This window comes from Nocardiopsis sp. N85 (assembly GCF_028882275.1).
GTDB lineage: Bacteria > Actinomycetota > Actinomycetes > Streptosporangiales > Streptosporangiaceae > Nocardiopsis > Nocardiopsis lambiniae.
Map to the genome: position 1 here is coordinate 28,579 of NZ_JARBUT010000002.1, position 26,751 is coordinate 55,329.

Annotated in this window: 25 protein-coding genes; 8 read left to right on the plus strand and 17 right to left on the minus strand. The window is 70.7% G+C overall.

Annotated features, from left to right (window positions below; translation table 11 throughout):
* The first annotated feature begins 342 nt into the window (after positions 1–342).
* Together PWG71_RS04140 and PWG71_RS04145 are read left to right on the plus strand one after the other, a co-directional pair.
* Positions 343–1,242, plus strand: a complete 900-nt coding sequence (locus PWG71_RS04140; RefSeq protein WP_274808162.1) for a hypothetical protein — start codon at positions 343–345, stop codon at positions 1,240–1,242.
* Between the two features lie 100 nt (positions 1,243–1,342).
* Entirely contained in the window at positions 1,343–1,606 is a 264-nt protein-coding gene (locus PWG71_RS04145) for a hypothetical protein (RefSeq protein WP_274808163.1), read from the plus strand.
* Positions 1,607–1,722: 116 nt separating this feature from the next.
* Here PWG71_RS04145 and PWG71_RS04150 read toward each other — a convergent pair whose 3' ends face one another.
* The 8 genes from PWG71_RS04150 to PWG71_RS04185 all read right to left on the minus strand — a co-directional run bounded on the left by PWG71_RS04150 (position 1,723) and on the right by PWG71_RS04185 (position 10,727).
* Entirely contained in the window at positions 1,723–2,313 is a 591-nt protein-coding gene (locus tag PWG71_RS04150) for a 3'-5' exonuclease (RefSeq protein WP_274808165.1), read from the minus strand.
* A gap of 61 nt (positions 2,314–2,374) precedes the next feature.
* The gene (locus PWG71_RS04155) at positions 2,375–3,403 is read right to left on the minus strand and encodes a glycoside hydrolase family 26 protein (RefSeq protein WP_446724974.1); all 1,029 of its coding nucleotides are present in this window, start codon (positions 3,401–3,403) and stop codon (positions 2,375–2,377) included.
* 181 nt (positions 3,404–3,584) lie between these two features.
* Positions 3,585–4,472: a sulfotransferase gene (locus tag PWG71_RS04160; protein ID WP_274808469.1), complete on the minus strand. Its 888-nt coding sequence runs from the start codon at positions 4,470–4,472 to the stop codon at positions 3,585–3,587.
* A 347-nt stretch (positions 4,473–4,819) separates the two neighbouring features.
* Positions 4,820–6,088 (minus strand): sulfate adenylyltransferase subunit CysN, encoded by a 1,269-nt coding sequence (cysN, locus tag PWG71_RS04165; protein ID WP_274808167.1) that lies wholly within the window; start codon positions 6,086–6,088, stop codon positions 4,820–4,822.
* A gap of 72 nt (positions 6,089–6,160) precedes the next feature.
* The gene (gene cysD, locus PWG71_RS04170; protein ID WP_274808168.1) at positions 6,161–7,093 is read right to left on the minus strand and encodes a sulfate adenylyltransferase subunit CysD; all 933 of its coding nucleotides are present in this window, start codon (positions 7,091–7,093) and stop codon (positions 6,161–6,163) included.
* A gap of 60 nt (positions 7,094–7,153) precedes the next feature.
* Positions 7,154–7,945, minus strand: a complete 792-nt coding sequence (locus tag PWG71_RS04175; protein WP_274808169.1) for a 3'(2'),5'-bisphosphate nucleotidase CysQ — start codon at positions 7,943–7,945, stop codon at positions 7,154–7,156.
* Positions 7,946–7,949: 4 nt separating this feature from the next.
* Positions 7,950–9,389, minus strand: coding sequence for a sugar transferase (locus tag PWG71_RS04180; RefSeq protein WP_274808470.1), 1,440 nt, complete (start codon positions 9,387–9,389; stop codon positions 7,950–7,952).
* Between the two features lie 372 nt (positions 9,390–9,761).
* A complete protein-coding gene (locus PWG71_RS04185) occupies positions 9,762–10,727 on the minus strand; it encodes a DsbA family protein (RefSeq protein ID WP_274808471.1) in 966 nt (321 codons plus the stop codon).
* Between the two features lie 80 nt (positions 10,728–10,807).
* Here PWG71_RS04185 and PWG71_RS04190 point away from each other — a divergent pair, with 80 nt between their 5' ends.
* Entirely contained in the window at positions 10,808–11,368 is a 561-nt protein-coding gene (locus tag PWG71_RS04190; RefSeq protein ID WP_274808170.1) for a TetR/AcrR family transcriptional regulator, read from the plus strand.
* Between the two features lie 76 nt (positions 11,369–11,444).
* Here the strand turns inward: PWG71_RS04190 and pth are convergent, their stop codons facing one another.
* From pth to glmU, 4 genes are all read right to left on the minus strand, one after another.
* Positions 11,445–12,047 (minus strand): aminoacyl-tRNA hydrolase, encoded by a 603-nt coding sequence (pth, locus tag PWG71_RS04195; protein WP_274808171.1) that lies wholly within the window; start codon positions 12,045–12,047, stop codon positions 11,445–11,447.
* A gap of 77 nt (positions 12,048–12,124) precedes the next feature.
* Complete coding sequence (locus PWG71_RS04200; protein WP_274808172.1) at positions 12,125–12,727, minus strand: 50S ribosomal protein L25/general stress protein Ctc; 603 nt, start codon at positions 12,725–12,727, stop codon at positions 12,125–12,127.
* Between the two features lie 389 nt (positions 12,728–13,116).
* Complete coding sequence (locus tag PWG71_RS04205; RefSeq protein WP_274808173.1) at positions 13,117–14,085, minus strand: ribose-phosphate diphosphokinase; 969 nt, start codon at positions 14,083–14,085, stop codon at positions 13,117–13,119.
* 20 nt (positions 14,086–14,105) lie between these two features.
* Entirely contained in the window at positions 14,106–15,581 is a 1,476-nt protein-coding gene (gene glmU / locus PWG71_RS04210) for a bifunctional UDP-N-acetylglucosamine diphosphorylase/glucosamine-1-phosphate N-acetyltransferase GlmU (RefSeq protein ID WP_274808174.1), read from the minus strand.
* A 529-nt stretch (positions 15,582–16,110) separates the two neighbouring features.
* On the opposite strand from glmU, the gene PWG71_RS04215 reads away from it, so the two are divergent.
* The 4 genes from PWG71_RS04215 to PWG71_RS04230 all read left to right on the plus strand — a co-directional run bounded on the left by PWG71_RS04215 (position 16,111) and on the right by PWG71_RS04230 (position 19,446).
* Complete coding sequence (locus tag PWG71_RS04215; protein ID WP_274808175.1) at positions 16,111–17,091, plus strand: acyl-CoA desaturase; 981 nt, start codon at positions 16,111–16,113, stop codon at positions 17,089–17,091.
* Positions 17,092–17,105: 14 nt separating this feature from the next.
* On the plus strand, positions 17,106–17,756 hold the full coding sequence (locus PWG71_RS04220; RefSeq protein ID WP_274808176.1) for a TetR/AcrR family transcriptional regulator: 651 nt from the start codon (positions 17,106–17,108) through the stop codon (positions 17,754–17,756).
* Positions 17,757–17,845: 89 nt separating this feature from the next.
* On the plus strand, positions 17,846–18,349 hold the full coding sequence (locus PWG71_RS04225) for a MarR family winged helix-turn-helix transcriptional regulator (RefSeq protein WP_274808177.1): 504 nt from the start codon (positions 17,846–17,848) through the stop codon (positions 18,347–18,349).
* An 83-nt stretch (positions 18,350–18,432) separates the two neighbouring features.
* A complete protein-coding gene (locus tag PWG71_RS04230) occupies positions 18,433–19,446 on the plus strand; it encodes a GDSL-type esterase/lipase family protein (RefSeq protein WP_274808178.1) in 1,014 nt (337 codons plus the stop codon).
* A 75-nt stretch (positions 19,447–19,521) separates the two neighbouring features.
* Here the strand turns inward: PWG71_RS04230 and PWG71_RS04235 are convergent, their stop codons facing one another.
* The 5 genes from PWG71_RS04235 to PWG71_RS04255 form a co-directional block, all read right to left on the minus strand.
* Complete coding sequence (locus tag PWG71_RS04235) at positions 19,522–19,761, minus strand: hypothetical protein (protein WP_274808179.1); 240 nt, start codon at positions 19,759–19,761, stop codon at positions 19,522–19,524.
* Between the two features lie 79 nt (positions 19,762–19,840).
* On the minus strand, positions 19,841–21,616 hold the full coding sequence (locus tag PWG71_RS04240) for an ABC-F family ATP-binding cassette domain-containing protein (protein ID WP_274808180.1): 1,776 nt from the start codon (positions 21,614–21,616) through the stop codon (positions 19,841–19,843).
* A gap of 174 nt (positions 21,617–21,790) precedes the next feature.
* A complete protein-coding gene (locus PWG71_RS04245; RefSeq protein WP_274808472.1) occupies positions 21,791–22,690 on the minus strand; it encodes a transketolase family protein in 900 nt (299 codons plus the stop codon).
* 107 nt (positions 22,691–22,797) lie between these two features.
* Positions 22,798–23,508 carry a thiamine pyrophosphate-dependent enzyme gene (locus PWG71_RS04250; protein WP_274808181.1) on the minus strand — a complete coding sequence of 237 codons (711 nt, stop codon included), beginning with the start codon at positions 23,506–23,508 and terminating at the stop codon, positions 22,798–22,800.
* Between the two features lie 82 nt (positions 23,509–23,590).
* Complete coding sequence (locus PWG71_RS04255) at positions 23,591–24,601, minus strand: 4-(cytidine 5'-diphospho)-2-C-methyl-D-erythritol kinase (RefSeq protein WP_274808182.1); 1,011 nt, start codon at positions 24,599–24,601, stop codon at positions 23,591–23,593.
* Positions 24,602–24,838: 237 nt separating this feature from the next.
* Between PWG71_RS04255 and PWG71_RS04260 the strand changes: the two genes are divergently transcribed.
* Complete coding sequence (locus PWG71_RS04260) at positions 24,839–26,749, plus strand: serine/threonine-protein kinase (protein WP_274808183.1); 1,911 nt, start codon at positions 24,839–24,841, stop codon at positions 26,747–26,749.
* The last annotated feature ends 2 nt before the right edge of the window (positions 26,750–26,751 follow it).

Sequence of the window (26,751 nt, forward strand, 5' to 3'; positions counted from 1 at the left end):
CGCGGTCCTCCCTCTTCGGACCGCGCAGCGGGTCGAACCGCGTACGCCGGTACGCCGCGAACCCGGCACCGGCCCGGCGCACCACCGTCCGCCTCCCGACCGAACGCGCCCACGCGCGCCCTCTCACCCCGGAACGGGACCCGGCCGAGGGCGGACGGGGCCTGCTCCTCATCGAGGCCACCGCCACCGCCCGGGGCCACCACCAGGTCCGTGAGTGCCGTGACCTGGGCCGCGTTCACCCTGCCTCATGCCCGCTGGACCCGGCGGGCACGGGTGCCGCTCACCCCCGGTGCCCGCGTCCGCCTCTCCCCCTTGTGAAAACGACCGATGTGAAGGAGTTCGATGCCGAGTCGATCCCATGAGATCCCGCTGCGGATCGTGCAGAACCGGCCCGAGATGGTCCCGGTCCTGCTGCGCGAGGCACTGGGCTACCCGGTGCCCGAGCACACCGAGGCGGTGCTGACCTCCTCGGTGCTGACCAACTGCGACCCCAAGGAGTGGAACTCCGACGGCGCGGTCCTACTGCGCGATGGCGACCGGCCCGTGCTCGCGGTGGTGGTGGAACGCCAGAACGACCGCGACACGGAGAAGCACTTCAGCTGGCCCGCCTACCTGGCCACCCTGTACGGGCGGCTGGAGTGCCCGGCGGTGCTGGTGGTGCTGTGCCCGGACCAGACCATCGCGCGGTGGTGCGCGCGTCCGATCGAGATCGGGCATCCGGGGTTCACGCTGCGGCCGTTGGTGATCGGCCCGGACGACACCCCGGTCATCACCGACCCGGGCCAGGCCCGAGAGCTGCCGGAGTTGGCGGTGCTGTCGGCCTACGCCCACGGCGACACCGACCCGGGGGTGTTGAAGGCACTGGTGGAGGCGTTGGATTCCACCGGTGGAAGGAACCGTCCGTTCTACTATGACTATGTACTGGCCGGCCTCAACGAGGCGGCTCGTCAGGAGCTGGAGGGCTTGATGTCCGTGGAGACCTACGAATGGCAGAGCGACTTCGCCCGCAAGTACGTCGGCATCGGCCGCGAAGAAGGCCGTGAAGAAGGCCGTGAAGAAGGCCGTGAAGAGGGGCTGGAGAAGGGCATCGCCGGCAGCGTGCTGCGCATCCTGACCAAGCGCGGCCGAACCATCTCCGACGAGGTCCGCACCCGCATCGAGTCGTGCAACGACATCGACACCCTCAACTCCTGGGTGGACAAGGCCCTCGACGTCGACCGCGCCGAAGACCTCTTCGACTGACCCACACCGACCACGCACCCGGGGTGACCTCAGAAACAGGCCACCCCGGCACGCACCGGCCGGCCTCAACGAGGCGGCTCGTCAGGAGCTGGAGGGCTTGATGTCCGTGGAGACCTACGAATGGCAGAGCGACTTCGCCCGCAAGTACGTCGGCATCGGCCGCGAAGAAGGCCGTGAAGAAGGCCGTGAAGAGGGGCTGGAGAAGGGCATCGCCGGCAGCGTGCTGCGCATCCTGACCAAGCGCGGCCGAACCATCTCCGACGAGGTCCGCACCCGCATCGAGTCGTGCAACGACATCGACACCCTCAACTCCTGGGTGGACAAGGCCCTCGACGTCGACCGCGCCGAAGACCTCTTCGACTGACCCACACCGACCACGCACCCGGGGTGACCTCAGAAACAGGCCACCCCGGCACGCGCCCTCCCGGTGGGCGATGGGTGCCCGGGCGGGCGTCGTCATCACCGACACCGGCTGAACGCTCAGGTCGTGGGCGCCCGGTCCACGACCACGGCGGCGTCCGGCCAGGCGTCGCGGGCGACGAGGTACGCCACGAGGGCACCGATGTTCCACGCGTCGTCCTCGCCCCGGTGGTGCCGCCCCTCCAGGGGCAGCCCGGCGACCTCCAGGGCACGCGCCATGCCGGGTGCCCGCTTGCGCATCCCGTGGACCTCGGCGAAGACCTTCTTGGCGTTGACGTGGCGAACGCCGAACGGATAGCCGACCCCGGTCATTGCGCACTGGCGCTCGAACTGCCTGCGGTCGTAGTCACCCCAGCTCGCCCACGGACGTTCGGCCGCGCCGTGCTCATCGGCCAGCCAACGGCAGGCCTCGGCGAAGCCCAACCCGCCGGCCGCCATCTCCGGGGTGATCCCCGTCAGCTCGGTGCAGAACGGGCTCACCTCGGAGCGCCGCGGCCGGACCAGCACCCCGTGCCTCCCCCTCCGCTCACCCGAGGCGGCGTCCACCACGGTCAGTCCGACCTCGATGATCTCGTTGGCGGTGCCCGGGGGCGGCGGCCCCTTCCAGCAGGTCGCCTCGACGTCCACGATGTTCCACAGGTCGGTGCTCATGGAGCGGATTCGACCACGGGACGCCCCGCCCCGTCACCGGGTTTTCCGCACACCCCGCCGGTCAGTCCCGGTGGGCGTGCTCGGCCAGGCGGCGCACCCGGTCGGGCAGGTTCACGTAGGGGTCGCGGCCGGCCGCCTCGAACCCCTGCCGGGCGTACCGGTTGGCGCCGATCCTGAAGTCACAGCCGCTGGAGACCTTGCTGTCCCACACCTTGACGGCGCGGATGCGCTCGTACTCGCGCAGCACCTGGGGGACGTCGGTGTACCAGCGCATGGTCTCGCGCGGGCCGATGTCGGTGGTGCCCATCTCGCCGATCATCACCGGTTTGGTGGGATCGATCCCGTGCCGGGGGCCCTCGTTCTGGATCCACTCGTAGGCCGGGCGCAGCGCGTCCTCGAAGGAGTCGACGTGCTTCCAGTTCGGCATGAGGTCGCAGCCGGTCATGTTGTACGCCTCCCAGCTGATCCAGTCGACGTGGTCGTTGCCCGGCCACAGGCCGGGCAACCGCCCGAGGTTGCCCTTCCAACCGGTCACGTTCCACACCCAGATGGCGTTGTCGGCGCCCTCGTCGCGGTAGATGTCGACGATGTGCCGCCAGGCGCGGGTGAACTCCTGCGGGGTCCCGCGCTTGTTGTAGCGCTTGTTGGCGTCGGCCTCGTGGTCGAACGTGAGGAAGTAGGGCGTCTCCAGTTCGGCCACGCCCCTGGCCTGGTCGCGCAGGACGGAGTCGAACTCCCCGCCCAGGATCGCCCGGTAGGAGACGGCGGGGTGACCGGACCGGGTGAAGCGCCGGGCCTCGATGTTGGTGTGCACGAACCGGCCCTCGGCGAGGATCCGGCGTTCCCGGTCCCCGGGGATCTTCGCCTGGTCGATGCCGCGCCAGGTGTAGACGATGTCCATGCGGCGGCCGGCGTTGCGTTCGAGTTCTTCGAGCCGGTTCTCGTGAGGGCTGCCGCCCCACCAGACGCCGCAGGAGGGTTCGAGGATCTCCGAGACGGTACAGCGACGTTCGGTGCCGACGGGCGTCCCCGAGGCGTGTGTGGTGAACAGGCCCCGGGAGGGCCATGGGGGGCCTGCCGGATCGGGCACGTTTCCGCCCGCTCCGGTCAGTGTGAGGGTGAGGAGCAATGCCCCCGCCGACGCCATCACCCGTACCGGTCCGCTGTCCACGACACATGCCCCCTATGCGTCACTACAGATAGTATTCACATGAATACCATACGTTATCTTTTTCGGGCGCAACACCTCCACCAGACAAAACGGGCCGGGTTCAGTAGCCGTACCGCCGCCGCGCGGGGGTCGTCATCATCGCGACCAGACGGCGGCGCCACGGGGGCAGCGCCTCACGCCAGCTCTGGTCCGCGTGCACCCCGACCGGCCCGGAGGAGAAGCGCATCGGGTTGCCCGACAGCGCGTGCCCACGCGACAGGGACACGCCGTCACCCAGGTCCGGACACGCACCGGTGTGCCCGGCGAATCCGGCGATGCGCGCGAACTCCTCCGTGGGGGCGCCGACGAAGTCCTCGTAGCGCACCCGCAGGGTGGGGACCCCCTGGCGGGCGAGGGCGTCGAAGCAGGTGTTCTGGGCCACCCACTGCACCGCCGAGCGGCCCGCGGAGTAGCGGGCCATCTCCGGTTCGCTGCTCTCCGGCGAGGCGTCGGGACGGGGCACCCGTTTGCTCCACGAGTGCGCCACCGCCCGGGGGTCGCGCACCACGTGCAGCAGCCGCATCCGCGCCCCGTAACGCCATCGCAGACAGGCGGCCAAGGAGGCGTGCTTGCTGGCGTCGACGATCACGCTCGCTCCGCTGACCAGGGCGATCGCCGAGTACAGGCGGTGGTAGAGCTCGGTGTAGCGGGCACTGCGCGCGGCCAGCAGACCGTCCTCGGAACCGTTGAGCAGGACGGGCAGGAAGCGCGTGCGGTCCACCCCGTCCTTCAGCCCCAGGACCTCGTGGGGGTTCAGGCGTCCCCAACCGCCGAAGGCCTCCCGGCCGACCTCGGCCCAGAAGCCGCAGTCGGCGAACGGCAGGCCGCAGCCGCACCGCTCGTTCTCCAACAACCCGCGTCTCCACAGGTGCACCGTCTCGCCGATCGAGCAGAACCCGGGCAGTTCGCCCAGCAGTCGCTCGATCAGGGTCGACCCGGAGCGGCCCATGCCGCCGACGAACACCAACCGATATGCCTCATCCACCCGCCCAGGCTATTACCTTCGGTGATGAAGCGTGGACCATATGTGATCATCCCTGGAGGTGACGTTCTCGGGTACGCGAACGGCCCCGGTCCGGGGGTTCGCGCCCCGGGCCGGGGCCGTCGCTTCCTCGTCGATCCGGAGGCGGGTGCGGGTGCGCGGGGTCTCCACGACCCGACCCGTACCACAGACCCCGAACGTTGAGCGGGAGGTCGGCGGTCCCGTACGGCGGGGAGCACCGCGCACGCGGCGACGGGGGCCGCCCCGGTGGGCGACCCCCGTTTCACGCGTCCCGTCTCGCCAGGGCGCGTGCGCTAGTCGGCCCGGACGACCATCCCGGCGCCGACCGTGGCGTTGGTGGACTCGTCGATGAGGATGAACCCGCCGGTCTGCCGGTTGCGGGAGTACTCGTCGACGAACAGGGGCTGGGTGGAGCGCAGTCGCACCCGGCCGATCTCGTTGAGCGCCAGGTGGTCGGCCTGCTCGTCCCGGTGCAGCGTGTTGACGTCCAGTCGGTAGCGCAGGTCCTTGACCATGACCTTCGCGGTGCGGGTGGTGTGCTTGACGATGAGTTTGGAGCGCGGGGTCAGCTTGCGCGCGTCCGTCATCCAGCAGACCATCGCCTCGATGTCCTGCGACGCCGTCGGGGTGTTGTTGGGCCGGCAGATCATGTCGCCCCGGGAGATGTCGATCTCGTCCTCCAGCAGGAGGGTGACCGACATCGGCGCGAAGGCCTCGGCGACGTCCCCGTCCGCCGTGAGGATCTTCGAGATCCGCGTGCTCAGCCCGGACGGCAGGTGCACGACCTCGTCGCCCGGCTTGAGGACACCGCCGGCCAGCTGGCCGGCGTATCCCCGGTAGTCGTGCAGTTCGGGGTCGGCGGACTTGTGCGGCCGGATCACGTACTGGACCGGGAACCGGGCGTCGATGAGGTTGCGGTCCGAGGCGATGTGCACGTTCTCCAGGTGGTGCAGCAACGAGGGGCCGCTGTACCAGGGCATGTTCTCCGAACGCCCCACCACGTTGTCGCCGTGCAGCGCCGAGATCGGCACGAAGGTGAGGTCGGGCGCGTCCAGTTTGGCGGCGAAGTCGGCGAACTCGGCCTTGATCTCCTCGAACCGGGCCTGGTCGTAGCCGACCAGGTCCATCTTGTTGACCGCCAGGACCAGGTGCGGCACCTGGAGCAGCGTGGTGAGGAAGGCGTGTCGGCGGCTCTGCTCCTGGAGGCCCTTGCGGGCGTCCACCAGGATGATCGCGAGGTCGGCGGTGGAGGCACCGGTGACCATGTTGCGCGTGTACTGGATGTGGCCGGGGGTGTCGGCGATGATGAACGTCCGCTTGGGCGTGGCGAAGTACCGGTAGGCCACGTCGATGGTGATGCCCTGCTCGCGCTCGGCCCGCAGACCGTCGGTGAGCAGCGCGAGGTTGGTGTACTCCTCGCCCCGCGCGGCGCTGGTGCGCTCCACCGCGTCGAGCTGGTCCTCGAAGATCGACTTGGAGTCGTACAGCAGGCGACCGATCAGGGTGCTCTTGCCGTCGTCCACGGAGCCCGCCGTGGCGAACCGCAGAATGTCGTTTCTCATGCTCGCTGGTCCAATGTGGGAAGAGGTGCGGCCGAAGGAGGGGAGGGTGGGCGGGTGTCCGCGGGACACGCCCTAGAAGTAGCCCTCGCGCTTGCGGTCCTCCATGGCCGCCTCGCTGGCACGGTCGTCGGCCCTGGTCTGTCCGCGCTCGGTGATCCGGGTCGCGGCGATCTCGGCGATGATGTCGTCGAGTTCCACGGCGGTCGACTTGACCGCCCCGGTGCAGGTGAGGTCGCCGACGGTGCGGTAGCGCACGGTCTCGGTGAAGGGGACCTCGGTGTCGTCGCGTGCGATGAGCGGCGAGTCGGCGAGCAGGATGCCGTCGCGTTCGAACACGCTGCGCTCGTGGGCGAAGTAGATGGAGGGCAGCTCCAGGCGCTCCCGCTGGATGTAGGCCCACACGTCCAGCTCGGTCCAGTTGGAGATGGGGAAGACCCGGATGTGCTCGCCCCGGGCGATGCGGGTGTTGTACACGCTCCACAGCTCGGGGCGCTGGTTCTTGGGGTCCCACTGGCCGAACTCGTCCCGGAAGGAGAAGACGCGCTCCTTGGCGCGGGCCTTCTCCTCGTCGCGGCGGGCGCCGCCGAAGGCGGCGTCGAACCCGTGGTCCTCGATGGCCTCCAGCAGCGCGGCGGTCTGGAGCCGGTTGCGGCTGGCCCAGCGGCCGGTGGACTCGACGACCTTGCCCGCGTCGATCTGCTCCTGGACGGAGGCGACGACCAGGCGCACCCCGGCCTCGGCCACCCGACGGTCGCGGAAGTCGATGACCTCGGGAAAGTTGTGCCCGGTGTCGACGTGCATGACCGGGAACGGGACGGCGCCGGGCCAGAAGGCCTTCTCGGCGAGTCGGAGCATGACGATGGAGTCCTTGCCGCCGGAGAAGAGCAGCACCGGCCGCTCGAACTCCGCGGCCACCTCGCGCATGATGAAGATCGCCTCGGCCTCCAGAACGTCCAGCTGTGAGAGCTGGTAGCGTCCGGGCGCCTGCTGACTCGCCTGACCCATGAATCCGCCTTAGAGATACCGCTGGGGGCACCGGTTCGACCGACGGCGGGGGCCTGTCGTCTAGCCCCCCGCGTGCGGACCGGCGCTGTCCAGGTCCGCGCCGTCGCGGATGCTAGCCAACAACATACCCGACAATTCCGATCGGCATACAAGGACATCGGGGAGTAGCGGGTCGGCCACGTTATAGCGCAGGGGCGAGCCGTCGACGCGGGAGGCGTGCAGCCCGGCGGCCGTGGCCACCGCCACGGGCGCCGCCGTGTCCCACTCGTACTGACCACCGGCGTGCACGTAGATGTCGGCCATGCCGAGCAGCACCGAGCAGATCTTGGCGCCCGCCGAACCCATGGGGACCAGTTCGGCGCCCAACTGGGTGGCCATCCGTTGCGCGAAGGCCGGCGGACGGGAACGGCTCACCGTGATCCGCAGCCGCTGTCCGGCCGGACGCTCCTCGGGCAGCCAGGGCGGGTCGACCGTCGACAGCGTGCTGCCCTGGGCGGGCAGCGACACCGCCCCGGCGACCAGTTCGCCGTTCTCCCACAGGGCCACGTGCACGGCCCAGTCGACCCGGCCGGCCTCGGCGAACTCACGGGTGCCGTCGAGCGGGTCGATGATCCACACCCGACGCGCCCGCAGCCGGGCCGGGTCGTCCACGCCCTCCTCGGAGAGCACCGCGTCGCTGGGACGCAACCGCCCGAGCGCGGAGAACAGGAACTCGTGGGAGGTCCGGTCCCCGAGCGTGCGCAGCACGTCGGGCTCGTCGAAACCGTGCCGGGCGCGCAGGCGCAGCAGCAGCTGACCGGCCTCGCTCGCCAGATCGCGGGCCACCTCATGGTCGTCTCGGATGTTCTTCACCGGCTCAGTACGCCCCCGCCCCACGGATCACCGCTGACCACGTCTTCCACAGGATCTGGATGTCCAACGTCAGCGACCAGTTTTCCACGTAGCGCAGATCCAGGCGGACCGATTCCTCCCAGGAGAGATCGGACCGTCCGCTGACCTGCCACAGCCCCGTCAGCCCGGGTTTGACCACCAACCTGCGGCGGACGTCGTGCCCGTATCGGGCGACCTCCTCCGGAAGCGGCGGCCTCGGGCCGACCAGGGACATCTCGCCCCGGGCCACGTTGACGAGCTGGGGAAGCTCATCGAGCGAGTACCGGCGCAACCATGCCCCGACCGAGGTCACCCTGGGGTCGCGTCGCATCTTGAAAAGCACACCGTCGTGCTCGTTGCGGGACCGCAGCGCCGCCTTCAACGCGTCGGCCCCGACCACCATGGTACGGAACTTGTACACGGTGAACTCGGAGCCACCCCGCCCTACGCGCGTCTGGGTGAAGAACACCGGTCCTCCGTCCTCCATCCGGATGAGCGCGGCCAGCGCCATGAACAGCGGGGACAGCAGGATCAGGGCCAGCACGGCGGCGCAGCGGTCGAAGACCCCCTTGAGGAGGCGGCGCGCTCCGACGAGCTCGGGATGTTCGACGTGCAGCAGGGGGAGCCCGGCGACCGGACGGATCGTGGTGCGCGGGCCGGCGACCTCCATGAGGGCGGAGGCGACGATGAGCTCGGTGTCGGTCTTCTCCAGCCGCCAGGCCAGTCGGCGCAGTTCGACGCCGTCCATCTCGGGGCAGGCCAGGACGGCGACGGTACCGGCGCCGACCAGCGCGGCGGCGTCGGCGGCGCCGCGGAAGGAACCCAGGACGGGGCAGTCCTCGATCTCGGCGAGGCCCTCCCCCAGCTCGTGTTCGGGCAGACAGACGCCCACCACCCGCATACCGTGGTAGGCCTCGTCGCGGAAGCGCCGGATGAGGTCACCGGCGGCCACCCGGTGGCCGACCACGACGACCCCGTTCATGCACTCGCCGGAACGGCGCCGGCGGTGCAGCGCCTTGCGGCGGGCGTACCGCAGGGCGAGAGTGGCGAACACCACCACGGGCAGGGTGAGGAGCACGTACCCCCGGGCCAGGTCGAACTTGACGGCGTAGGCGACGATGGCGGCCGAGGCCGCCAGGGTGAGGCCGGCGACGGCGACGCGTCGGTACTCCTCGGTGCCCACCCCGATGAAACGGCGCGCGTACCCGCCCGACAGGTAGATGAACAGGCCCCACACGGCCGGCAGTGCCAGGGAGAACCACAGGTAGGGGATGGTGGTGGCCGCGGTCAGCGCGCCGTGGAAGCGGACCGTGGTTCCGATCAGACCCGCACCGAGGGCGCAGAGCAGGTCGAACAGGACCAGACCGGCGACGTAGGAGCGGGTCCAGGCCTTGGGCGGTGCGGGCAGGGCCCGGATCACCGGCATGACGGCCGTATCGCCCACGACACCGGCGGCCAGTACCGCCGGCCGCTCGCGAACCTCTTTCACCCCACTGTTTGCGACCATGTGTCCCCCAAGACCTGCGCGCGTCCGAAAATCATTACTTCCAGTCATCGCCTCCAGCCGTACAGAACCCACCAAGGAGGGTGTGAGCGGGGTGCGGCGATGGCGATGGGTTCAGGGTCGACGCCCTGGATCGTAACCAAAAGTAGTGGAAAAGTCGCGCTGAGTTGCCGACTGTCGGCAAAGAGAGGCCGGTCGGCCCGAGAATGTATCCCGCTTGAGACCAACCGGCGTCACTCAACGTGTCAAGGAAGGGTCATAAAGGTCCCTGCAATGTCCTGACCGAAACCCGCCTCAGCTCCCGGCCATCGCGTCCGCCAACCGAAGCTGCGTCTCCGCCGCTCCGGGCTCACCGCCCCGGCGCAGCGCGCTCGCCAGCAGTCGTCGGGCGTGGGCGTCGTCAGGGGCCTCCGCCACCAGGATCTCCAGCTCCTTCCGGGCCCGCCCCACCTGCGCGGAGCGCAGCCGTGCCCTGGCCGCCACCAGGCGTACGCCCCGGTCCCCGCCGTGCTCGGCCAGCAGCGGCTCCAACAGGGTGAGCGCGCCCAGGGGGTCCTTCTCCACCAGCGCCTCGGCCAGCCGCAGCCGCTCCACCTCCGCGGGCGGACTCCACACCGACCGCTCCCCGGCCCGTTCCAGGAACCCGGCGATCTCCTCCGGGTGGCAGGCGCCCTCCAGCGCCAGGTCGCCGACGAGCAGGGTCGGCGAGGTGCGCACGCCCCGGGCCCGGCCGCGCAGCAGCAGCTCGCGCACCTCCCCGCCACCCTCCCCCGCCCGGAGCAGGCGGCCGCCGTCGGCGAAGCCCGCCCGGTCGGCGGCACCCTCCAGGACCTCCGCGGTGCCGATGTCCTCGGCGTCGACGAAGTGGGCCCGCATGATCTCCTCGGCCACGGCGTTCTGGAGTGCCGGTCCCCCCTCGCGCTCGGCCAGGTGGAGGAGCCGGTGGGCGTCGTGGGAGCTCACGTGCCAGGCGGCGCCCCACCGGGGGAAGCCCTCGGCCGCGGCCACCTCGGCCACCCGAACCCGGTTCTGCGCCGGGGTGAGGTGGGGGGCGCACGCGCGCAACGCCTCGTCCACGAAGGGGTCGCGCAGCAGCCCGTCCAGCGGCCGGGCCTCCTCCGGGGCGGTGGGGTCGATGCGGTAGGGCCGCCAGAGCACCTCCACCGGTTCCCCGCCGTGCGCGGCCAGAGTCCGCTCCACCCTCCGCTTGCCGATGTACGCCCAGGGGCAGACCACGTCCGCCCAGATCTCCAGTCGCATGCTCATACGGAGAGACTAAGCAACACCTGTCAACTAAGCAACAGATATTACTTAAGCGACGCACGTCGTACACTGGGCGCGTGAACCCCGACGACCCGCGCGCCCGTCGCACCCGCGCCGGACTGCGCACCGCGCTCCTGTCCCTGCTCGCCGACACCCCGCCCGAGCGCATCACCGTGTCCGCCGTGGCCCGCGAGGCGGGGATCAACCGCGCCACCGTCTACCAGCACTACGCCGACATCGACGCGCTGGTGGCCGACGCCATGGAGGGCGCGCTCGCGCACGCGGCGCGCTGCGCCGCGCTGTGTCCGCTGGAGGCCCCCACCGACGGGGCGCCGGCCCCACTGGTGGACCTGTTCGCCCACGTCATCGAACACGGATCCCTCTACCGGACGCTGCTGGCGGGCGACTTCGCCCACCGGCTGCGCGCGAGCGTGGCCCGGGAGCTGGAGGAGCGGTTCGCGACGGGGGCCAGGCCACCGGGCACCGACGGCGTCCCGGACCGGGCACTGAGCTCCCACCTGGCGGGGGGACTGGTCGCCCTGCTCACCTCCCGGGTCGGGCAGGAGGGACCGGGGCCGGGCGCCGAGGAGTCCGCCGCGGTCGCCTGGCGGCTGCTGGCGCCGGTCCGCCACCGCTGACCCGGGCGGGTGCCGCCGGACGCGGGGAGGGGCCGCGTGGGGATCCCCACGCGGCCCCTCCCGTTCGCCGCCGGCGTCAGACGGCGGTGTGGTAGATGTTCTGGGCCCGCTCCAGGCCGTCGGCCAGGAGAACGCGCACCGCGTCGGCGGCGCGCTCCACGTTGAGATCCAGCTCGGCGCGCTCGGTCGAGGAGAAGTCGCGCAGCACGTACGCCGCCGGGTCCATGCGGCCCGGGGGACGGCCCACCCCGAAACGGACCCGGACGTAGCCCGGCCCGCCCAGGGACGCGGTGACGGACTTGAGCCCGTTGTGCCCGCCCGAGCCGCCGCCCTTCTTCAACTTCAGGGCACCGAAGTCGATGTCCATCTCGTCGTGCACGACGATGACCCGGTCCAAGGGGATCTTGTAGAACGCGGCCAGCGCCGACACCGGCCCCCCGGACAGGTTCATGTAGGTGCGCGGCTTGGCCAGCACCACCGGCACGCCGTCCAGACGGGTCTCCACCGCCTCGGCGTGCGCCTTGTGCGCCTTCCAGCGCTCCGTTCCGGCGAGGGCGTCCACCACCATGAAACCGGCGTTGTGCCGGTTCCCCGCGTACTTGGGGCCGGGGTTGCCCAGGCCGACGACCAGCCGACGCTCGGTCTCCGCCATGTCGTTCTTCCTCCACCATCCCCACATGGGGGCGAGCCTACAGAGAAAACACCGAGCGCGCGGCTCCGGAGAACCGCACGCTCGGTGTGATGTACGCGCTGGGACTACTCGGCGGCGGACGCCGCGGTCTCGCCCTCGGCGGCCTCACCCTCGGAGGCGCCCTCCTCCTCGACGCGCGGGGCGGAGACGTTGAGGACGATGGCCTCGGGCTCGGTCACCAGGATGGAACCGGCGGGCAGCTTCAGTTCGGCGGCGGTCACGACGGTGCCGATCTCCAAGCCGTCGATGTCGAACTCGATGCCCTCCGGGATGTGGGTGGCCTCGGCCTCGACGGTCACGGTGACGAGCTCCTGAGTGAGCACACCGGCGCCCTTGATCTCACCGACCAGGTTGACGGAGATCTCGACCTCGACCTTCTCGCCCTTGGAGACGACCAGCAGGTCGACGTGCTCCAGGAAGCCCTTGATGGCGTCGCGCTGAACGCTCTTGGGCAGGGCGAGGTTGTCCTTGTCCAGGCCCTCCAGACGCAGCAGGACGTTGGGGGTCTTCAGGGCGAGCATGAGCTCGTGGCCCGGCAGGTTCAGGTGGCGGGGCTCGGTGCCGTGGCCGTAGAGGACGGCCGGCACCTTACCCGCGCGGCGGGCGCGACGGGAGGCGCCCTTGCCGAATTCCGTGCGGGGCTCGGCAGCGATACGTACCTCGGACACGACAAAACTCCTCGGGTTCAACCCCGCAGCACGGGGAACACGACTCCAGTAGTACGAACGATTCCCGCTCTCGGGCGGGTCAGTGGCGGGGTCTCCCCGGTAGGGGACGCGACCGCCCTGGTTCCAGGCGTGCCCGGCGAGCCGTCACCGGACCCGTCCGGCCCGGGAACGCTCGTCGCGCACCCCTGCCCGCGCGTCCTCACGAAGCCGAACGAGGCTCCGCTCGGGCAACGGGGACACTCGGCCAAGTCTACTGGCTCCGCCGACGACTCCGAACACACCCCACCGACGTTCCGTCACCGGCCGCGCAACGACCGGGACCGGCGTGTCGGTGGGGGAACGGACGCGCGGGTGGGGGATCCGGGCGGATCCCCCACCCGCGCGAGGTCCTACTCGAACAGGCTCGTCACCGAACCGTCGGTGAAGACCTCGCTGATCGCGCGCGCCACGAGCGGCGCGATCGACAACTGCGTGAGCTTCTCGAAGGAACGCGACTCGGGCACGGGCAGCGAGTTGGTGATGACCACCTCGGAGATGGGCGAGTTCTGGAGGCGCTCGGCGGCCGGGCCGGACAGCACACCGTGCGTGGCGGCCACCAGGACCTGCTTGGCGCCCTGCTCGAAGAGGGCATCGGCGGCCTTCACGATGGTGCCGCCGGTGTCGATCATGTCGTCCACCAGCACGCACACCCGGTCCTTGACCGTACCGACGACCTCGTGGACACGGACCTGGTTGGCCACGTCCGGGTCGCGGCGCTTGTGGATGATCGCCAGCGGGGCGCCCAGCCGGTCGGCCCAGCGGTCGGCGGTGCGCACCCGACCGGCGTCGGGGGAGACCACGGTGATCTCGGAGCGGTCGACCCGGTTCGCGATGTGGTCCGCCAGGATCGGCAGCGCGAACAGGTGGTCCACCGGTCCGTCGAAGAAGCCCTGGATCTGGTCCGTGTGCAGGTCGACGGCCATCATGCGGTCGGCGCCGGCGGTGCGGAACAGGTCGGTCATCAGGCGGGCCGAGATGGGCTCGCGGCCGCGGTGCTTCTTGTCCTGGCGCGCGTACCCGAAGAACGGGGTGACCACGGTGATCCGTTTGGCGGAGGCGCGCTTGAGCGCGTCCACCATGATCAACTGCTCCATGATCGACTCGTTGATCGGGTCGGAGTGCGCCTGGATGACGAAGGCGTCGGACCCGCGGACCGACTCCAGGTAACGGATGAAGATCTCGCCGTTGGCGAAGGTGTCGAACCGGGTGGGGACCACATCGATCCCCAGTTCCTTCGCGACCTCCTCGGCCAGGCTCGGGTGCGTACGCCCCGAGAACAACATCAGGTTCTTCTGGCCGGTGGCCTTCATCCCGGTCACGCGTTTCTCCCCCACAGTCACTACTGGTCGCCGGCTCTGTACCGCTCGGCGTCTTCGGCCGAAAGGGCCCTCTCCGCCGCCTCCGCCGAGGCGGTGCCCGAGCGCTTGCGCACGGTCCACCCCTCCACGTTGCGCTGCCGGTGTCCTTCGGACACGGCGAGCGCGCCGGGCGGGACGTCGTCCCGGATCACGCTCCCGGCCCCGGAGTAGGCCCCGTCGCCCACGGTGACCGGAGCGACGATGGTGTTGTCGCTGCCGATGCGCACGTGGTCGCCGATGACGCTCCGGGACTTGTGGACCCCGTCGTAGTTGACGAACACCGACGAGCAGCCGATGTTGCTGCCGACGCCGATGTCGGCGTCGCCGACGTAGGTCAGATGCGGGATCTTGGAGCCGGTGCCGACGTTCGCGTTCTTGATCTCGACGAACGCACCGGCCTTGCTCCGGTCGGCCAGGCGGGTGCCCGGCCGGAGGTAGGTGTAGGGGCCGACGGTGGCCTCGGGCCCGATCTCGGCCCGGTCCGCGGTGGTGTGGCGGACCGTGGCGCCGTCGCCCACGAGGGTGTCCGTCAGGTCCGCGCCGGGGCCGACGACGGCGTCCTCGCCGATGACGGTGGCGCCGCGCAGGCGGCTCCCCGGCTCGATGAGGGTGTCGCGGCCGACGCGCACCTGAACGTCGATCCAGGTCGTGGCGGGGTCCACGACCGTGACGCCGGCGAGCATGTGCTCGTTCAGGACGCGGTCGTTGAGGAGCCGGCGGGCCTCGGCGAGGTGGACGCGGTTGTTGACGCCCTGGACCTCGTCGGCGTCCCGGGCGATCCGGGCGCCGACCCGGTGGCCGTCGCCGCGCAGGAGTCCCACCACGTCGGTGATGTACTCCTCACCCTTGGCGTTGTCGCTGTTCAGGCGCTGGACGACGGAGGCCAGCAGGGAGCCGTCGAAGGCGTACATGCCGGAGTTGATCTCGTCGACGGCGAGCTGCTCGGGGGTGGCGTCGGCGTGCTCGACGATGGCGGTGAAGTCGCCGTCGGCACCGCGGACGATGCGTCCGTAGCCGTGGGGGTCGGGGACGCGGGCCGACAGCACCGTGACGGCGTTGCCCTCCTTCTCATGGAAGGAGACCAGGTCGGCGAGCGTGGAACCGCGCAGGAGCGGGGTGTCGCCACAGGTGAGCACGACCGTACCGGTGGGCTCGATGCCCCGGCCGGCCAGGTCCTCCAGGGCGGTGCGCACCGCGTGGCCGGTGCCCTTCTGCTCCTCCTGGACCGTGGTGAGGACCTCGGGGGCGATCTCCTCCAGGTGTGCGCCGACGCGGTCACGAGCGTGCCCGAGGACCACGACGGTGTGCAGCGGATCGAGTTCGCGGGCGGCGGCCAGCACGTGGCCGACCAGACTGCGACCACCGATCTCGTGGAGCATCTTGGGGAGCCGGGACTTCATCCGGGTGCCCTCGCCTGCGGCGAGGACGATGACGGCAGCCGGGCGGTTCACGCTCACTGGAGGAGACCCCTCGTGATAGCTGGCTAAGAAGAAGACGTTCTCGCGGTCGGCGTTCCGGCGGGGCGACCCGCATGCCGAGCGCGGCCGGCACCGTCGTGCGGCCGACATGGGAAGGATACATCCGTGTCACAGGCCCGCAGCGGTGGCCATGGCCGTCCCGGGAAAGGCGTGCGATCGCTCTCCGCGTACCGGCCCGGTTTTCGGGTAGGGCTGTGATGTACGCCGCTCCGGGGGATCGCGGGCCGTGACCATCGGCTCCCGGACCAGGGCTCGAACCTGGACGATGGGGACCAAAACCCCACATGCTGCCGATTACATCATCCGGGAACACGTCGGGCGCGGATGCGCCGCGACTGCGTGACGGTCACCAAGATAGCGCCTTCCGCATGGCCCTTGCCAAACCTACGGGTTCGTAGGTTACGGTTACGTAGGTATAGGTCGGGTCATCGCGACGGATCCCCGTGTTCCGTGTCACGCGGTCCTGGCCACCGACGACGTTGCCGTTGACGACGAGGTAGGGACCACCATGACCGCCACTCCCGAGCTGCCCACCCATGGGTCGGCCACAACATCGGAGGGCGCTTCCAAGCGCACTCCCATCCCCGAGTACGAGCCGGAACTGCGCGGACGCGCCGAACGCTTCACGGTGTTCGCCTTCGTGTTCATCCCGCTCATCGCCCTGCTGGCCACCGTGCCGTTCTTCTGGGGCTGGGGCCTGAGCCTGCTCGACATCGCCATCGCCGGCGTCTTCTACGTGATCAGCGGCCTCGGCATCACGGTCGGGTTCCACCGGTACTTCACCCACGGCTCCTTCCGGGCCAACCGCCCGCTCAAGATCGCGATGGCGATCGCCGGCTCGATGGCCATCGAGGGCAGCGTCATCAAGTGGGTCGCCGACCACCGCCGCCACCACAAGTACTCCGACGCCGAGGGCGACCCGCACTCGCCGTGGCGGTTCGGCGACGACTGGAAGTCCGTCGCCAAGGGCCTCTACTACGCGCACATGGCGTGGATGTACCTGGACGACAAGAAGACCTCTCCGCGCCGGTTCGCCCCGGACCTGCTGAAGGACAAGGACATCGTCCTGGTCGACAAGCTGTTCCTGCCGATCGTGCTCTTCTCCCTGGGCGCCCCCGCCCTCATCGGCGGTCTGGTCACCATGTCGTGGTGGGGCGCGCTCACCGCGTTCTTCTGGGCGAGCCTGGTCCGCGTGGCCGTGCTGCACCACGTCACCTGGTCGATCAACTCCATCTGCCACACCATCGGCGAGGAGAACTTCGAGGTGCGCGACCGCTCCCGCAACGTGTGGTGGCTGGCCATCCCCTCGTTCGGCGAGTCCTGGCACAACCTGCACCACGCCGACCCGACCTGCGCCCGGCACGGTGTGTTCAAGGGCCAGATCGACATCTCCGCCCGCGTCATCTGGGTCTTCGAGAAGTTCGGCTGGGCGACCAAGGTGCGCTGGCCCGACAACGAACGGCTCGCCGCCAAGCGGGTCAGCGTCTAGGATTCCGAACCATAATGGGAGCAGCCGACAGCGAACAGAGGGTCCGTGTGCGCCGTAAGCGCATGACGGGCGAAGAGCGTCGGCGACAGTTGCTGGAGATCGGTCGGGCACTGTTCGCCGAACGCGGGTTCGACGCGACCTCCGTGGAGGAGATCGCCGCGCGCGCGGGTGTGTCGAAGCCCGTGGTGTACGAGCACTTCGGCGGCAAGGAGGGCCTCTACGCGGTCGTCGTCGACCAGGAGATGCGCGCCCTGGTGGGCATGGTCTCGGAGGCTCTCGGCGCCGACAGCGCGCGCAACAAGATCGAGAAGGCGGCTCTGGCCCTGCTGCGTTATGTGGAAGAGAACACGGTCGGGTTCCGGGTGCTCACCCGTGACTCGCACGTGGCCTCCGGCACGGGGAGTTTCGCGAGCCTGATCAACGACATCGCCAGCCAGGTCGAGTACATCATGGTGGACGAGTTCGCCGAGCGGGGCTACGACCCCGCGCTCGCCCCGATGTACGCCCAGGCCCTGGTGGGCATGTGGGCGCTGACCGGACAGTGGTGGCTGGAGGTGCGCAGGCCCAAGCGCGAGGTGGTGGCGGCGCACCTGGTCAACCTGGCGTGGAACGGCCTGTCGAGTCTGGAGGCCAAGCCGAGGCTGCGGACCAAGCGGAGCCGCTGAGCGCGCTCCGAGGCACGGAATCTCTCGTGGGGCGGGTGTGCGTCGCATACCCGCCCCACTATCTTGATGTCAAGAGATATGCTGGGTCCATGCGCGATGAGGTGGATGGGCTGATCGAGGCGTGGCGCTCCGAACGCCCGGACGTGGACGTGACGCCACTGGAGGTGCTCAGTCGTGTGTCCCGGCTCGCCCGACACCTGGACCGGGCCCGGCGGACGGTGTTCACCGAGCACTCCCTGGAACCCTGGGAGTTCGACGTACTGGCCGAACTGCGCCGTTCCGGCCCGCCCTACGAACTGAGCCCCGGTCGGCTGCTGCGCGCCACCCTGGTCACCTCCGGGACCATGACCAACCGCGTCGACCGGCTGGCCGCCGCCGGCCTGGTCCGCCGCCGCCCCGACCCGGCGGACAAGCGAGGCGTGCTGGTGCGCCTGACCGACCAGGGCGCCGAGCGCATCGACGCCGCGCTGGAGTCGCTGCTGCGGTACGAGGAGACGATCCTCACCCCGATGCCCCCCGAGGACCGCGAGCACCTCGCATCGTTACTGAGATGCCTCTTGGCCCCCCTCGACACCGAACCTTCCGGTCGGTAAGTCTGTTACCCGGCGGTACCCGTCCTCTCACCGGGTCCGTCTCCGGGCGCGCATCCCTTGCTTCACTTGGTTGGAGAACGACTGTGAGAATCCGGTGGAACGTCCGGTACGTCGCCCTGATCGCGGCCGCCGCGACCGCCGTGGCGGCGACCGGCTGTGCGGGCGGCGACGATGGTGGGCCGGCCGGGGCCGAGGAGCGCTACTACCTCTCGCTGGGCGACTCGCTGACGGTCGGTGTGCAACCGGGCGAGAACGGCCCCGGGGAGACCTCGGACGGGTACACGGACATCCTGTACCGCACCCTGTACGACGCGGACTCCACCCTGCGCCACGAACGCGGCGGCTGCGGTGGTGAGGACACCACCACGTTCCTCGAAGGCGGGATCCCCCACTGTGGTGACCTCTACGAGGGCCGCTCGCAGATCGAGGTCGCCGAGGGGTTCCTCTCCGAGCACGCGGGCCGGGTCGACCTGGTCACCCTGACCATCGGCGGCAACAACTTCACCCGCTGCGTGCGGGGCCTCGACGGCACGGCCGGCGGCGACCGGCCCGTGGTCGACACCGAGTGCGTCGACGACGGGTTGGAGCGCATCGAGACGGAGACCCCCGTCATCGCCTCCCGCCTGCGCGCCGCGGCCGGTCCGGACACCCAGATCATCGCGATGACCTACTACAACCCGTTCCTGGCCGCGATGCTGCTCGAACCCGAGACGGACGAGGACGCCGAAGAAGAGGGGGAGGAGGGTTCGGACGAGCCCGCCGAGTCCGCCTCGGTCGACGAGGGTCCGCGCCTGGGCGAGGTCGAGGGGGACATCCCCTTCGACGCGACCTTCGCCGGGTACGCCACCGACGTCCTGGAGACGATGAACGAGTCCCTGCGGTCGGCCTACGCCGCCGAGGACATCGACGTGGCGGACGTGGAGGCGGCGTTCGATTCCACCGACTTCGACATGCCGACCGACGGCACCATGCCCACGAACCTCAAGGCGATCTGCGACTTCACGTGGATGTGCAACGCGGACCTGGGTCCGGACATCCACACGAACAAGGCGGGCGCGACGGTCATCGCCGAGGAGTTCGCCGGCCTGGTCCGCTGACCCCTTCCCCACCCCGTCCCCACCGAAGGCGCCGGAGCCCCACGGCCCCGGCGCCTTCGCCGTGTCCGTCGACGGTCAGGGGGTTCCGGGGCCGCGGTCGCGGGCGAGGGGACCGAAGCGGGCGGTGACCGCGCCCAGCAGGAAGTGCGCCACCTGGTGCTCGGTCAGGGAGATGATCCCCACCGGCATGGTGACCCGGTAGGGCAGGTCGTCGTCCGGACGGATCTCGAAATCGTCGATCAGCCCTTGGGACAGCAGCAGGGTCAACCCCTCCCGCACCTTCCCCGCACGGTTGTCCGAAGCCCACATGACCATGCTGCCCACGGTAACCGTCCCGGCCCCCGAACACACCGACCCCCGGGGATTCTTCTCGGAACGGGACCTTCGGGCACCGTCAGTCGCCGACGGTCTCGGCCTGTTCGAGCCAGGCCTCCTCCAGCTGATCGCGTTCCGCGGCCAGGGCCTTGGCCTCGGCGTCCAGTTCGGCGAGCCGGGTGTAGTCGTCCCCGGCGGCGGCCATCAGCTCGTGCAGCTCGGCCTCCCGGACGCCGATCCGGTCCATGCGCCGCTCGATGCGCTGCATGTCCTTCTGCGCCGCGCGGCGATCGGCCGCCGACACCGCGGGGACCTCGGGCTCCGGCTCGGCACGCTCTCCGCCCAGTGTGGGCACGGTGACCTCGCCCAGGGCGCCCGCGCGCCGTTCCAGGTACTCGTCCACGCCGCCGGGCAGGAACGCCAGGCTCCCGTCGCCCATGAGCGCCAGCACCCTGTCGGTGACCCGCTCCAGGAAGTAGCGGTCGTGGGAGACCAGCACCATGGAGCCGGGCCAGCCGTCGAGCAGGTCCTCCAGCTCGGTGAGGGTCTCGATGTCCAGGTCGTTGGTGGGCTCGTCGAGCAGCAGGACGTTGGGCTCGTCCATGAGCAGCCGCAGGAGCTGGAGGCGTCGGCGCTCACCGCCGGACAGGTCGCCGATCGGGGTCCACTGGCGTTCGCCGCGGAACCCGAAGCGCTCCAGCATCTGGCTGGCGGTGTAGTCGCGCTTGCCGATGGTCACGTGCTCGCGCACGTCCATCACGGCCTGGAGCGGCCGGGCCTCGGGGTCGAGTTCGACGACGTTCTGCGACAGGTGGGCGAGCTTGACGGTGCGCCCGGTGCGGACGTTGCCCCCGTCGGGCGCCCGTTCCTCGGCGAGGATCTTGAGCAGCGTCGACTTGCCGGCGCCGTTGACCCCGACGAGGCCGACCCGGTCGCCCGGGCCGAGCTGCCAGGTGAGGTGGTCGAGCAGGGTGCGGCCGGGGACGGTCGCCGTCACGTTCTTGAGGTCGATGACGCTCTTGCCGAGTCGGGAGCTGGCGAACCGCACGAGTTCGACGGCGTCGCGCGCCGGTGGCTCGTTCTCGATGAGACGGTTGGCCGCCTCGATGCGGAACTTGGGCTTGGAGGTGCGCGCGGGAGCGCCCCGGCGCAGCCAGGCCAGCTCCTTGCGCATGAGGTTCTGGCGGCGCTCCTCGGAGACGGCGGCCTGGCGCTCGCGTTCGGCCTTGGCCAGCACGTAGGCGGCGTACCCGCCCTCGTAGCGCTCGACGGCGCCGCGCCCGACCTCCCAGGTGCGGGTGGTGACGGCGTCCAGGAACCAGCGGTCGTGGGTGACGACCACGAGGGACTCGGCACGACCGCGCAGGTGCTCCGCGAGCCAGTGGATGCCCTCGATGTCGAGGTGGTTGGTGGGCTCGTCGAGGACGATGAGGTCGTGGTCGCCGACCAGCAGGCGGGCCAGACCGGAGCGTCGGCGCTCGCCTCCGGACAGCCCCGACATGGGGGCGTCCAGGTCCCAGCCGCCGAGCAGGCCGCGCAGGATGTCGCGGAGCCGGGCATCGCCGGCCCATTCGTGTTCGGCCCGCTCCCCCAGCACGAAGGCCCCGACGGTGCTGTCGGGGAAGTCGTCCCGCTGGTGCAGGAAACCCACGCGCAGACCGCGGTTGTGCACCACTCGACCGGAATCGGGGGGCAGGGCCCCGGCCAGCACGGAGATCAGCGTGGACTTTCCGCCGCCGTTGCGGCCGACCACACCGATGCGCTCGCCCTCGTCGACCCCGAGGGACACGGAGTCGAGGAGCACGAGGGGCCCGTAGGCCAGGGACACGTCCTGAAGGTTGACCAGATTCGTCATCGTCTCCATTGTCCCGGGTGTCGCCGGGTGCCCTGGACGGCCCCGGGGAGAAAAAGGGGGCGCCCGGAACGGGCGGGCCCGGGGCCGCACCACGCAAGGCCCCGGGCTGGTCCGTGTCCCTGGATATCAGTGCTTCGCCCCCACCGGACATCGAGGGGTGTTCCGAACGCGGACCTACGCCAGGAAGAAGTCCCTCGCGGACCGGGCGATCCCCTCGGCGTCCAGCCCGTGCGCCCGAGCGTGATCGGCCGGTGTGCCGTAGGCCCGCAGCTCCAGGTCCCGGGCCACGCCCAGGCCGAGCTGCCGGTGCCGGCGGTCGGACAGCGCCTCGGCGACCTCGTGCGCGGAGGTGCCGCCCAGGTAGGGCTCGACCAGCATCACGTCGGCGTTGCCGGCGGCCGCGACCAGGGTGTTCAACCCGGCACGGTCGAAGGGCCGCACGGTGGCGGTGTAGGCGACGGTGACGTCGAGGTCGGCGGTGGCCTCCAGGGTGCGGTCGAGCATGGGTCCGACGGCGACCACCACCCCGGCGGCACGGGGCGAGCCGGAACGCACCACCGTCAGTCCCTTGGTGAGGGGCATCGGGGCCCGGTTCGCGGTGCCCGAGAGGCGCAGGTACACCCGGTCATCGCCGGGCAGCGCGTCGCGCAGGGCGTCGCGCACCTCGTCGGCGTGGCCGGGCACGTGGATCGTCCATCCGGGCAGGGTGTCGAGCAGGGCGACGTCCCCGGGCGCCTGGTGGGTGCGGCCCTCCTCCGAAGCGTCGTAGGAACCGCCGATGCCCACCAGGACCGCACCCGCCTCCTGGTGGCCCAGGTCGAGCTTGACCTGCTCGAAGGGCCGTTCCACGAGGAACGGGGCGTAGCTGTGCACCACCGGCCGCAGCCCGGTGAGGGCCAGCCCGCCGGCGACGCCGATCATCGCCTGTTCCCGGATACCGAGGTCGATGACCCTGCCGGGGTGGCGGGCGGCGGCCCGGCGGAACATCCCGGACGAGATGGCGGCGAGGACGACGGCCACGCGGGGGTCGCGTTCCATCTCCTCGGAGACGACGGCGCCGAACGTCTCCCGCATTCCGCTCGGACCGGGTTCGGGCGGCCGTGGCCGGATGGGGATCCCGTTGACGGTGCTCCCCGCCGTGGTGCGGATCATGGTCGTGCTCCCTCGGGTCTGTGGCGGCATCAGGCGGTGGGACGGACACGGGCGACGACGGCGAGCGGCCGGGCGCCCCAGGGCCGGGTGAACGCCTCCTGGAGCGCGTCGTGGTCGCGGCCGTGGACCTCGCGGGTGGCCCAGCCCTCCGTCTCGAAGCGGCGGGCGATCCCGCCCGGCCAACCGTGCAGGGCGGATCCGTTGTCGATGACCACGGTGGTGAGGGATCCCACTCCGAGCCGTCCGGCGGCGGCGATCGCCTCGTGGTTGCTGCCCTCGTCGAGTTCGCCGTCGCCGATGAGCACCACCGTGCGCGGTTCGGCCCCGTCGGGGCGGCGCAGGCCCTGGGCGCGCAGTCCCAGCGCGGTGCCCAGGGCCAGGGGCAGGCCGTGGCCCAGGGATCCGCTGCCGATCTCGGCTCCGGGGACGAGCACCCGGTCGGGGTGGTGGCCCAGCCGGGAGTCGAAGGTGGTCCACCCGCGCAGGGCGGACACGTCGAGGAAGCCCTTGGCGGCGAGGACGGCGTAGAAGGCGGCGGGGCCGTGTCCCTTGGACAGCAGGAAGCGGTCCCGGGTCGGATCGTCGGCGGTCTCCGGGGCGACGGCGAGAACGCGGTCGTAGAGCACCCAGAGCACGTCGAGCGTGGAGTGGGCGGCCACGCTGTGCTTCTCGTCGCCCTCCATGAGTCCTATGAGGGCCGGCAGGTCGGCGTATCGCGTGAGAGCGGCTGTCGTCGGCATGGACCCAGTCTTCGACCTAAACCATGGTTAAGGTCAATACGGACGCCAGGGACCCCCTCCGGGGAAGCGAGGGTGATTTATGTCATACGAAGACGACTCCGGGGACGTCCCCCTCGGCCCGCACGATCTGCTCGCACAACCCGCTCGCCTCCAGCGACGCCACCACCGCGGCCTCGCGCTCGGCCACCACCGACGCCTCCTCGGCGCCACCGCCGACCAGGAAGGCGCAGGTCGGACCGGACCCGGAGACCACGGCGCCCAGGGCACCGGCCGCCGCGCCCGTCTTGAGCGTGCGCTCCAGCTCCGGCAGCAACGACAGCGCCGCCTCCTGGAGATCGTTGGTCAGCGCCCGCCCCAGGGCCACCGGGTCCGCCGCGGCCAGCGCCCGGCTCAGCGCGGTGCTCAGCTCCGGCGCGGGCGCGTCCGGCCGCAGCCGGTCGTACTCCCCGAACACCGCCCCCGTGGACAACCCGTGCGGGGACAGCGCGAACACCCAGCGGTATCGGCCGGGGCTGTCCATCGGTTCCAGGATCTCACCCCGGCCTCGGCCCACCGCGGTCCCGCCCAGCAGGGGAAAGGCCACGTCACTGCCGAGTTCGGCGGCCAGCCGGAGCAACGTCTCCCGGGGCAGGTCGGCCCCCCAGAGCCGATCACAGGCCACCAGGGCGGCCGCCGCGTCGGCGCTGCCGCCGGCCATCCCGCCCGCGACGGGGATGCGCTTCTCCAGGTGGATCCGTACCGGACGGCCCAGACCCGTCTCCCCGCCCAGGAGCTCGGCCGCGCCGGCCGCCAGGTTCGACGAGTCCAGGGGCACACGCGACAGGTGGGAGACGGAGTGACCGTTCGCGGTCAGTCCGGCGAGGAGGGGGCCCTCCCCCGGCGAGGTGCTACCGTCGGGTCGCCCGCTGCGCGGTCGCGCCTCCTGGACGGTAACCTCATCGAACAGTGAGACGGCGTGGAAAACGTTGACGAGGTCGTGGAACCCGTCCTCACGTCCGGGCCCCACCGCCAACTGGAGGTTGACCTTCGCGGGAACCCGCACGGTTACGGTGGTATCAGCTGTCACGAGTCCCCAATCGTAAAGGACCCCCATCTTGCGTGAACACGTACCCCCGCGGGGGAACCTCCGTGTTCACCCCCTGCCATCGACCGGAACACGATGTTCGGCGGGAAACGGGAACCAAGGGCGGGATTCGGGGATCGTCACCATTGTCATGTCAGTCACCGCCCCTCCTGTGAACGGCCCGATCCGGTCCGTGAGTGGGAATCAGGGCACAAACGCCGCTACCTTGGGGCAAGGCGGAGTTTGGACACCGTCGGGGAGGGTCACTTGCCGTCGGATGGGCTCCCGAAGAACCTGGAACCGCTGGGCGCCGGGGATCCGGCCACCATCGGTCCCTATGTGCTGTCCGGGAAGCTGGGTAGTGGCGGCATGGGCACCGTCTACCTCGGTGGTCTGCCGGAGCGGAACCACCAGGTAGCGATCAAGGTCATCCGTCCCGAGCTCGCCTTCGACGAGGCGACCCGGGCGCGGTTCCGCGACGAGATGGAGAACGCCCGCAAGGTCGCCTCCTTCTGCACCGCGAAGGTCCTCGACCACGGAACGTTCGAGAACCGTCCGTACATGGTGACCGAGTACATCGCCGGTACCGCCCTGGCCGAGCACATCTCCCAGAACGGTCCGCTGGACTCCTCCACCCTGCACGGGTTCGCGCTGGGGGTGGCCGCCGCGCTGGCCGCGATCCACCGCACCGGCCTGGTCCACCGCGACCTCAAACCCGCCAACGTGCTGTTGTCGCTGTCGGGTCCGCGCGTGATCGACTTCGGCATCGCCCGGGCGATGAACACCGCCACCAACCACACCCAGACGGGCATCGTCATGGGCAGTCCCGGTTGGATGGCGCCGGAGCAGCTGTTGGAGGAGCAGGTCACCACCAAGGCGGACATCTTCGCCTGGGGCTGCCTGGTGGCCTTCGCCGGCAACGGCACTCATCCCTTCGGCAACGGCGACGCCATGACGCTGGGCAAGCGGGTGCTGTTCGCCGAACCCCAGATCGGCAACCTCGTCAGCCCCTTGGACCGGCTCGTGCTGCGCGCCCTGGACAAGGACCCGAACCGCCGCCCCACCGCCCAGGACCTGCTCTTGGAACTGGCGGGCGGCGAGGACACCTCCAACCCCAACGACATGGTGTCGCACGCGCTGCACCAGTCGTGGCGGCCCAACCTGCCCCCGCCCGTCCCGCAGATGCCGCACCCGCCGCAAGGCGGCCACCAGACCATGACGGGCATGCGCCATCCGGCCCCCGGGGCCTACCAGGCACCGCCCGCGGCAGGTCCGCCCCAGGCGCCCGCGCCCCAGATGAACCCCGCTCATCAGAGCGGCACCTTCGTACGTCAACAGCAGTCCGCGCCGCCGGGGCATCCGGTGACCGGGCACCCGCCGCAGGGACCGCCGGTCGCCCGGCCCCGGACGGGGGCGCCCGGAGGGCCGCAGCAGGCCCAGCACCCGGCCTCCACGGGGGCGATCCCGGTCGTGCCGCCCGCCGACCAGCAGGCGTCGCGCCCGGGGCCCCAGCCCTACGTGCCGCCGGTGCCCCCGCCCCCGCACCGTCCCACCACCCCGGCGAACCGGCGCGGGATCCTCATCATCGCCGCGGTGTCCGCCGTGGCCCTGATCGTCGCGCTGCTGCTCCTGCTCTACGTGGTGTCCAACCTGACCGACCGGGACGATGCCGGCGGTACCGGCGGCCCGCAGGCCGGGACCCCCTCGACCGGGGCCCCCGAGGACGATGACGACGCGACGGACGACGGCGCTCCGGAACCGGGCGCCGGGTCGGGAGTGATGGCGGCCACCTCGCTCGACGGCCGGGTCCACTTCGAGATCCTCGACATGGAGTGCGGTCTCTCGGAGATCCCCACGCGGGAGACCCGGGTGGAGTCCGGCGGCCAGTACTGCGTGTTCGACGTGCGGATGAGCAACCTCGGCGATCAGGCGCTCGCCCTGGACTACACCGACCAGGCACTGGTCACCGGGGAGGGCCTTCCGATCACGGCCTCGCGGCCCAGTCGGATCGAGGAGGGCGAGCCCCTGTGGGGTGCCGCCGTCACCCCGGAGACCGCCGTCTCCGGAACGATGGTGTTCACCATCTCCGAGACGGCGCGCCCCCAGGCGCTCCTGCTCCGGCACTCGCCGGACGTGGCGCCCACCGAGGTCCTGCTGGCGGAGGAGTTCACCGACTGACC

Excerpts from the sequence above, each read along its gene's own strand:
- PWG71_RS04235 (WP_274808179.1), bottom strand. The coding sequence starts at position 19,761 with ATGGTCATGTGGGCTTCGGACAACCGTGCGGGGAAGGTGCGGGAGGGG.
- PWG71_RS04225 (WP_274808177.1), top strand. The coding sequence starts at position 17,846 with ATGCGCGATGAGGTGGATGGGCTGATCGAGGCGTGGCGCTCCGAACGC.
- PWG71_RS04140 (WP_274808162.1), top strand. The coding sequence starts at position 343 with ATGCCGAGTCGATCCCATGAGATCCCGCTGCGGATCGTGCAGAACCGG.
- cysD (WP_274808168.1), bottom strand. The coding sequence starts at position 7,093 with ATGGGTCAGGCGAGTCAGCAGGCGCCCGGACGCTACCAGCTCTCACAG.
- PWG71_RS04240 (WP_274808180.1), bottom strand. The coding sequence starts at position 21,616 with ATGACGAATCTGGTCAACCTTCAGGACGTGTCCCTGGCCTACGGGCCC.
- cysN (WP_274808167.1), bottom strand. The coding sequence starts at position 6,088 with ATGAGAAACGACATTCTGCGGTTCGCCACGGCGGGCTCCGTGGACGAC.
- PWG71_RS04185 (WP_274808471.1), bottom strand. The coding sequence starts at position 10,727 with ATGCGACTGGAGATCTGGGCGGACGTGGTCTGCCCCTGGGCGTACATC.
- PWG71_RS04220 (WP_274808176.1), top strand. The coding sequence starts at position 17,106 with ATGGGAGCAGCCGACAGCGAACAGAGGGTCCGTGTGCGCCGTAAGCGC.
- PWG71_RS04245 (WP_274808472.1), bottom strand. The coding sequence starts at position 22,690 with ATGCGGGAGACGTTCGGCGCCGTCGTCTCCGAGGAGATGGAACGCGAC.
- PWG71_RS04150 (WP_274808165.1), bottom strand. The coding sequence starts at position 2,313 with ATGAGCACCGACCTGTGGAACATCGTGGACGTCGAGGCGACCTGCTGG.
- PWG71_RS04250 (WP_274808181.1), bottom strand. The coding sequence starts at position 23,508 with ATGCCGACGACAGCCGCTCTCACGCGATACGCCGACCTGCCGGCCCTC.
- PWG71_RS04145 (WP_274808163.1), top strand. The coding sequence starts at position 1,343 with ATGTCCGTGGAGACCTACGAATGGCAGAGCGACTTCGCCCGCAAGTAC.
- PWG71_RS04255 (WP_274808182.1), bottom strand. The coding sequence starts at position 24,601 with ATGGGGGTCCTTTACGATTGGGGACTCGTGACAGCTGATACCACCGTA.
- pth (WP_274808171.1), bottom strand. The coding sequence starts at position 12,047 with ATGTGGGGATGGTGGAGGAAGAACGACATGGCGGAGACCGAGCGTCGG.
- PWG71_RS04180 (WP_274808470.1), bottom strand. The coding sequence starts at position 9,389 with ATGCCGGTGATCCGGGCCCTGCCCGCACCGCCCAAGGCCTGGACCCGC.
- PWG71_RS04215 (WP_274808175.1), top strand. The coding sequence starts at position 16,111 with ATGACCGCCACTCCCGAGCTGCCCACCCATGGGTCGGCCACAACATCG.
- PWG71_RS04160 (WP_274808469.1), bottom strand. The coding sequence starts at position 4,472 with ATGGGCCGCTCCGGGTCGACCCTGATCGAGCGACTGCTGGGCGAACTG.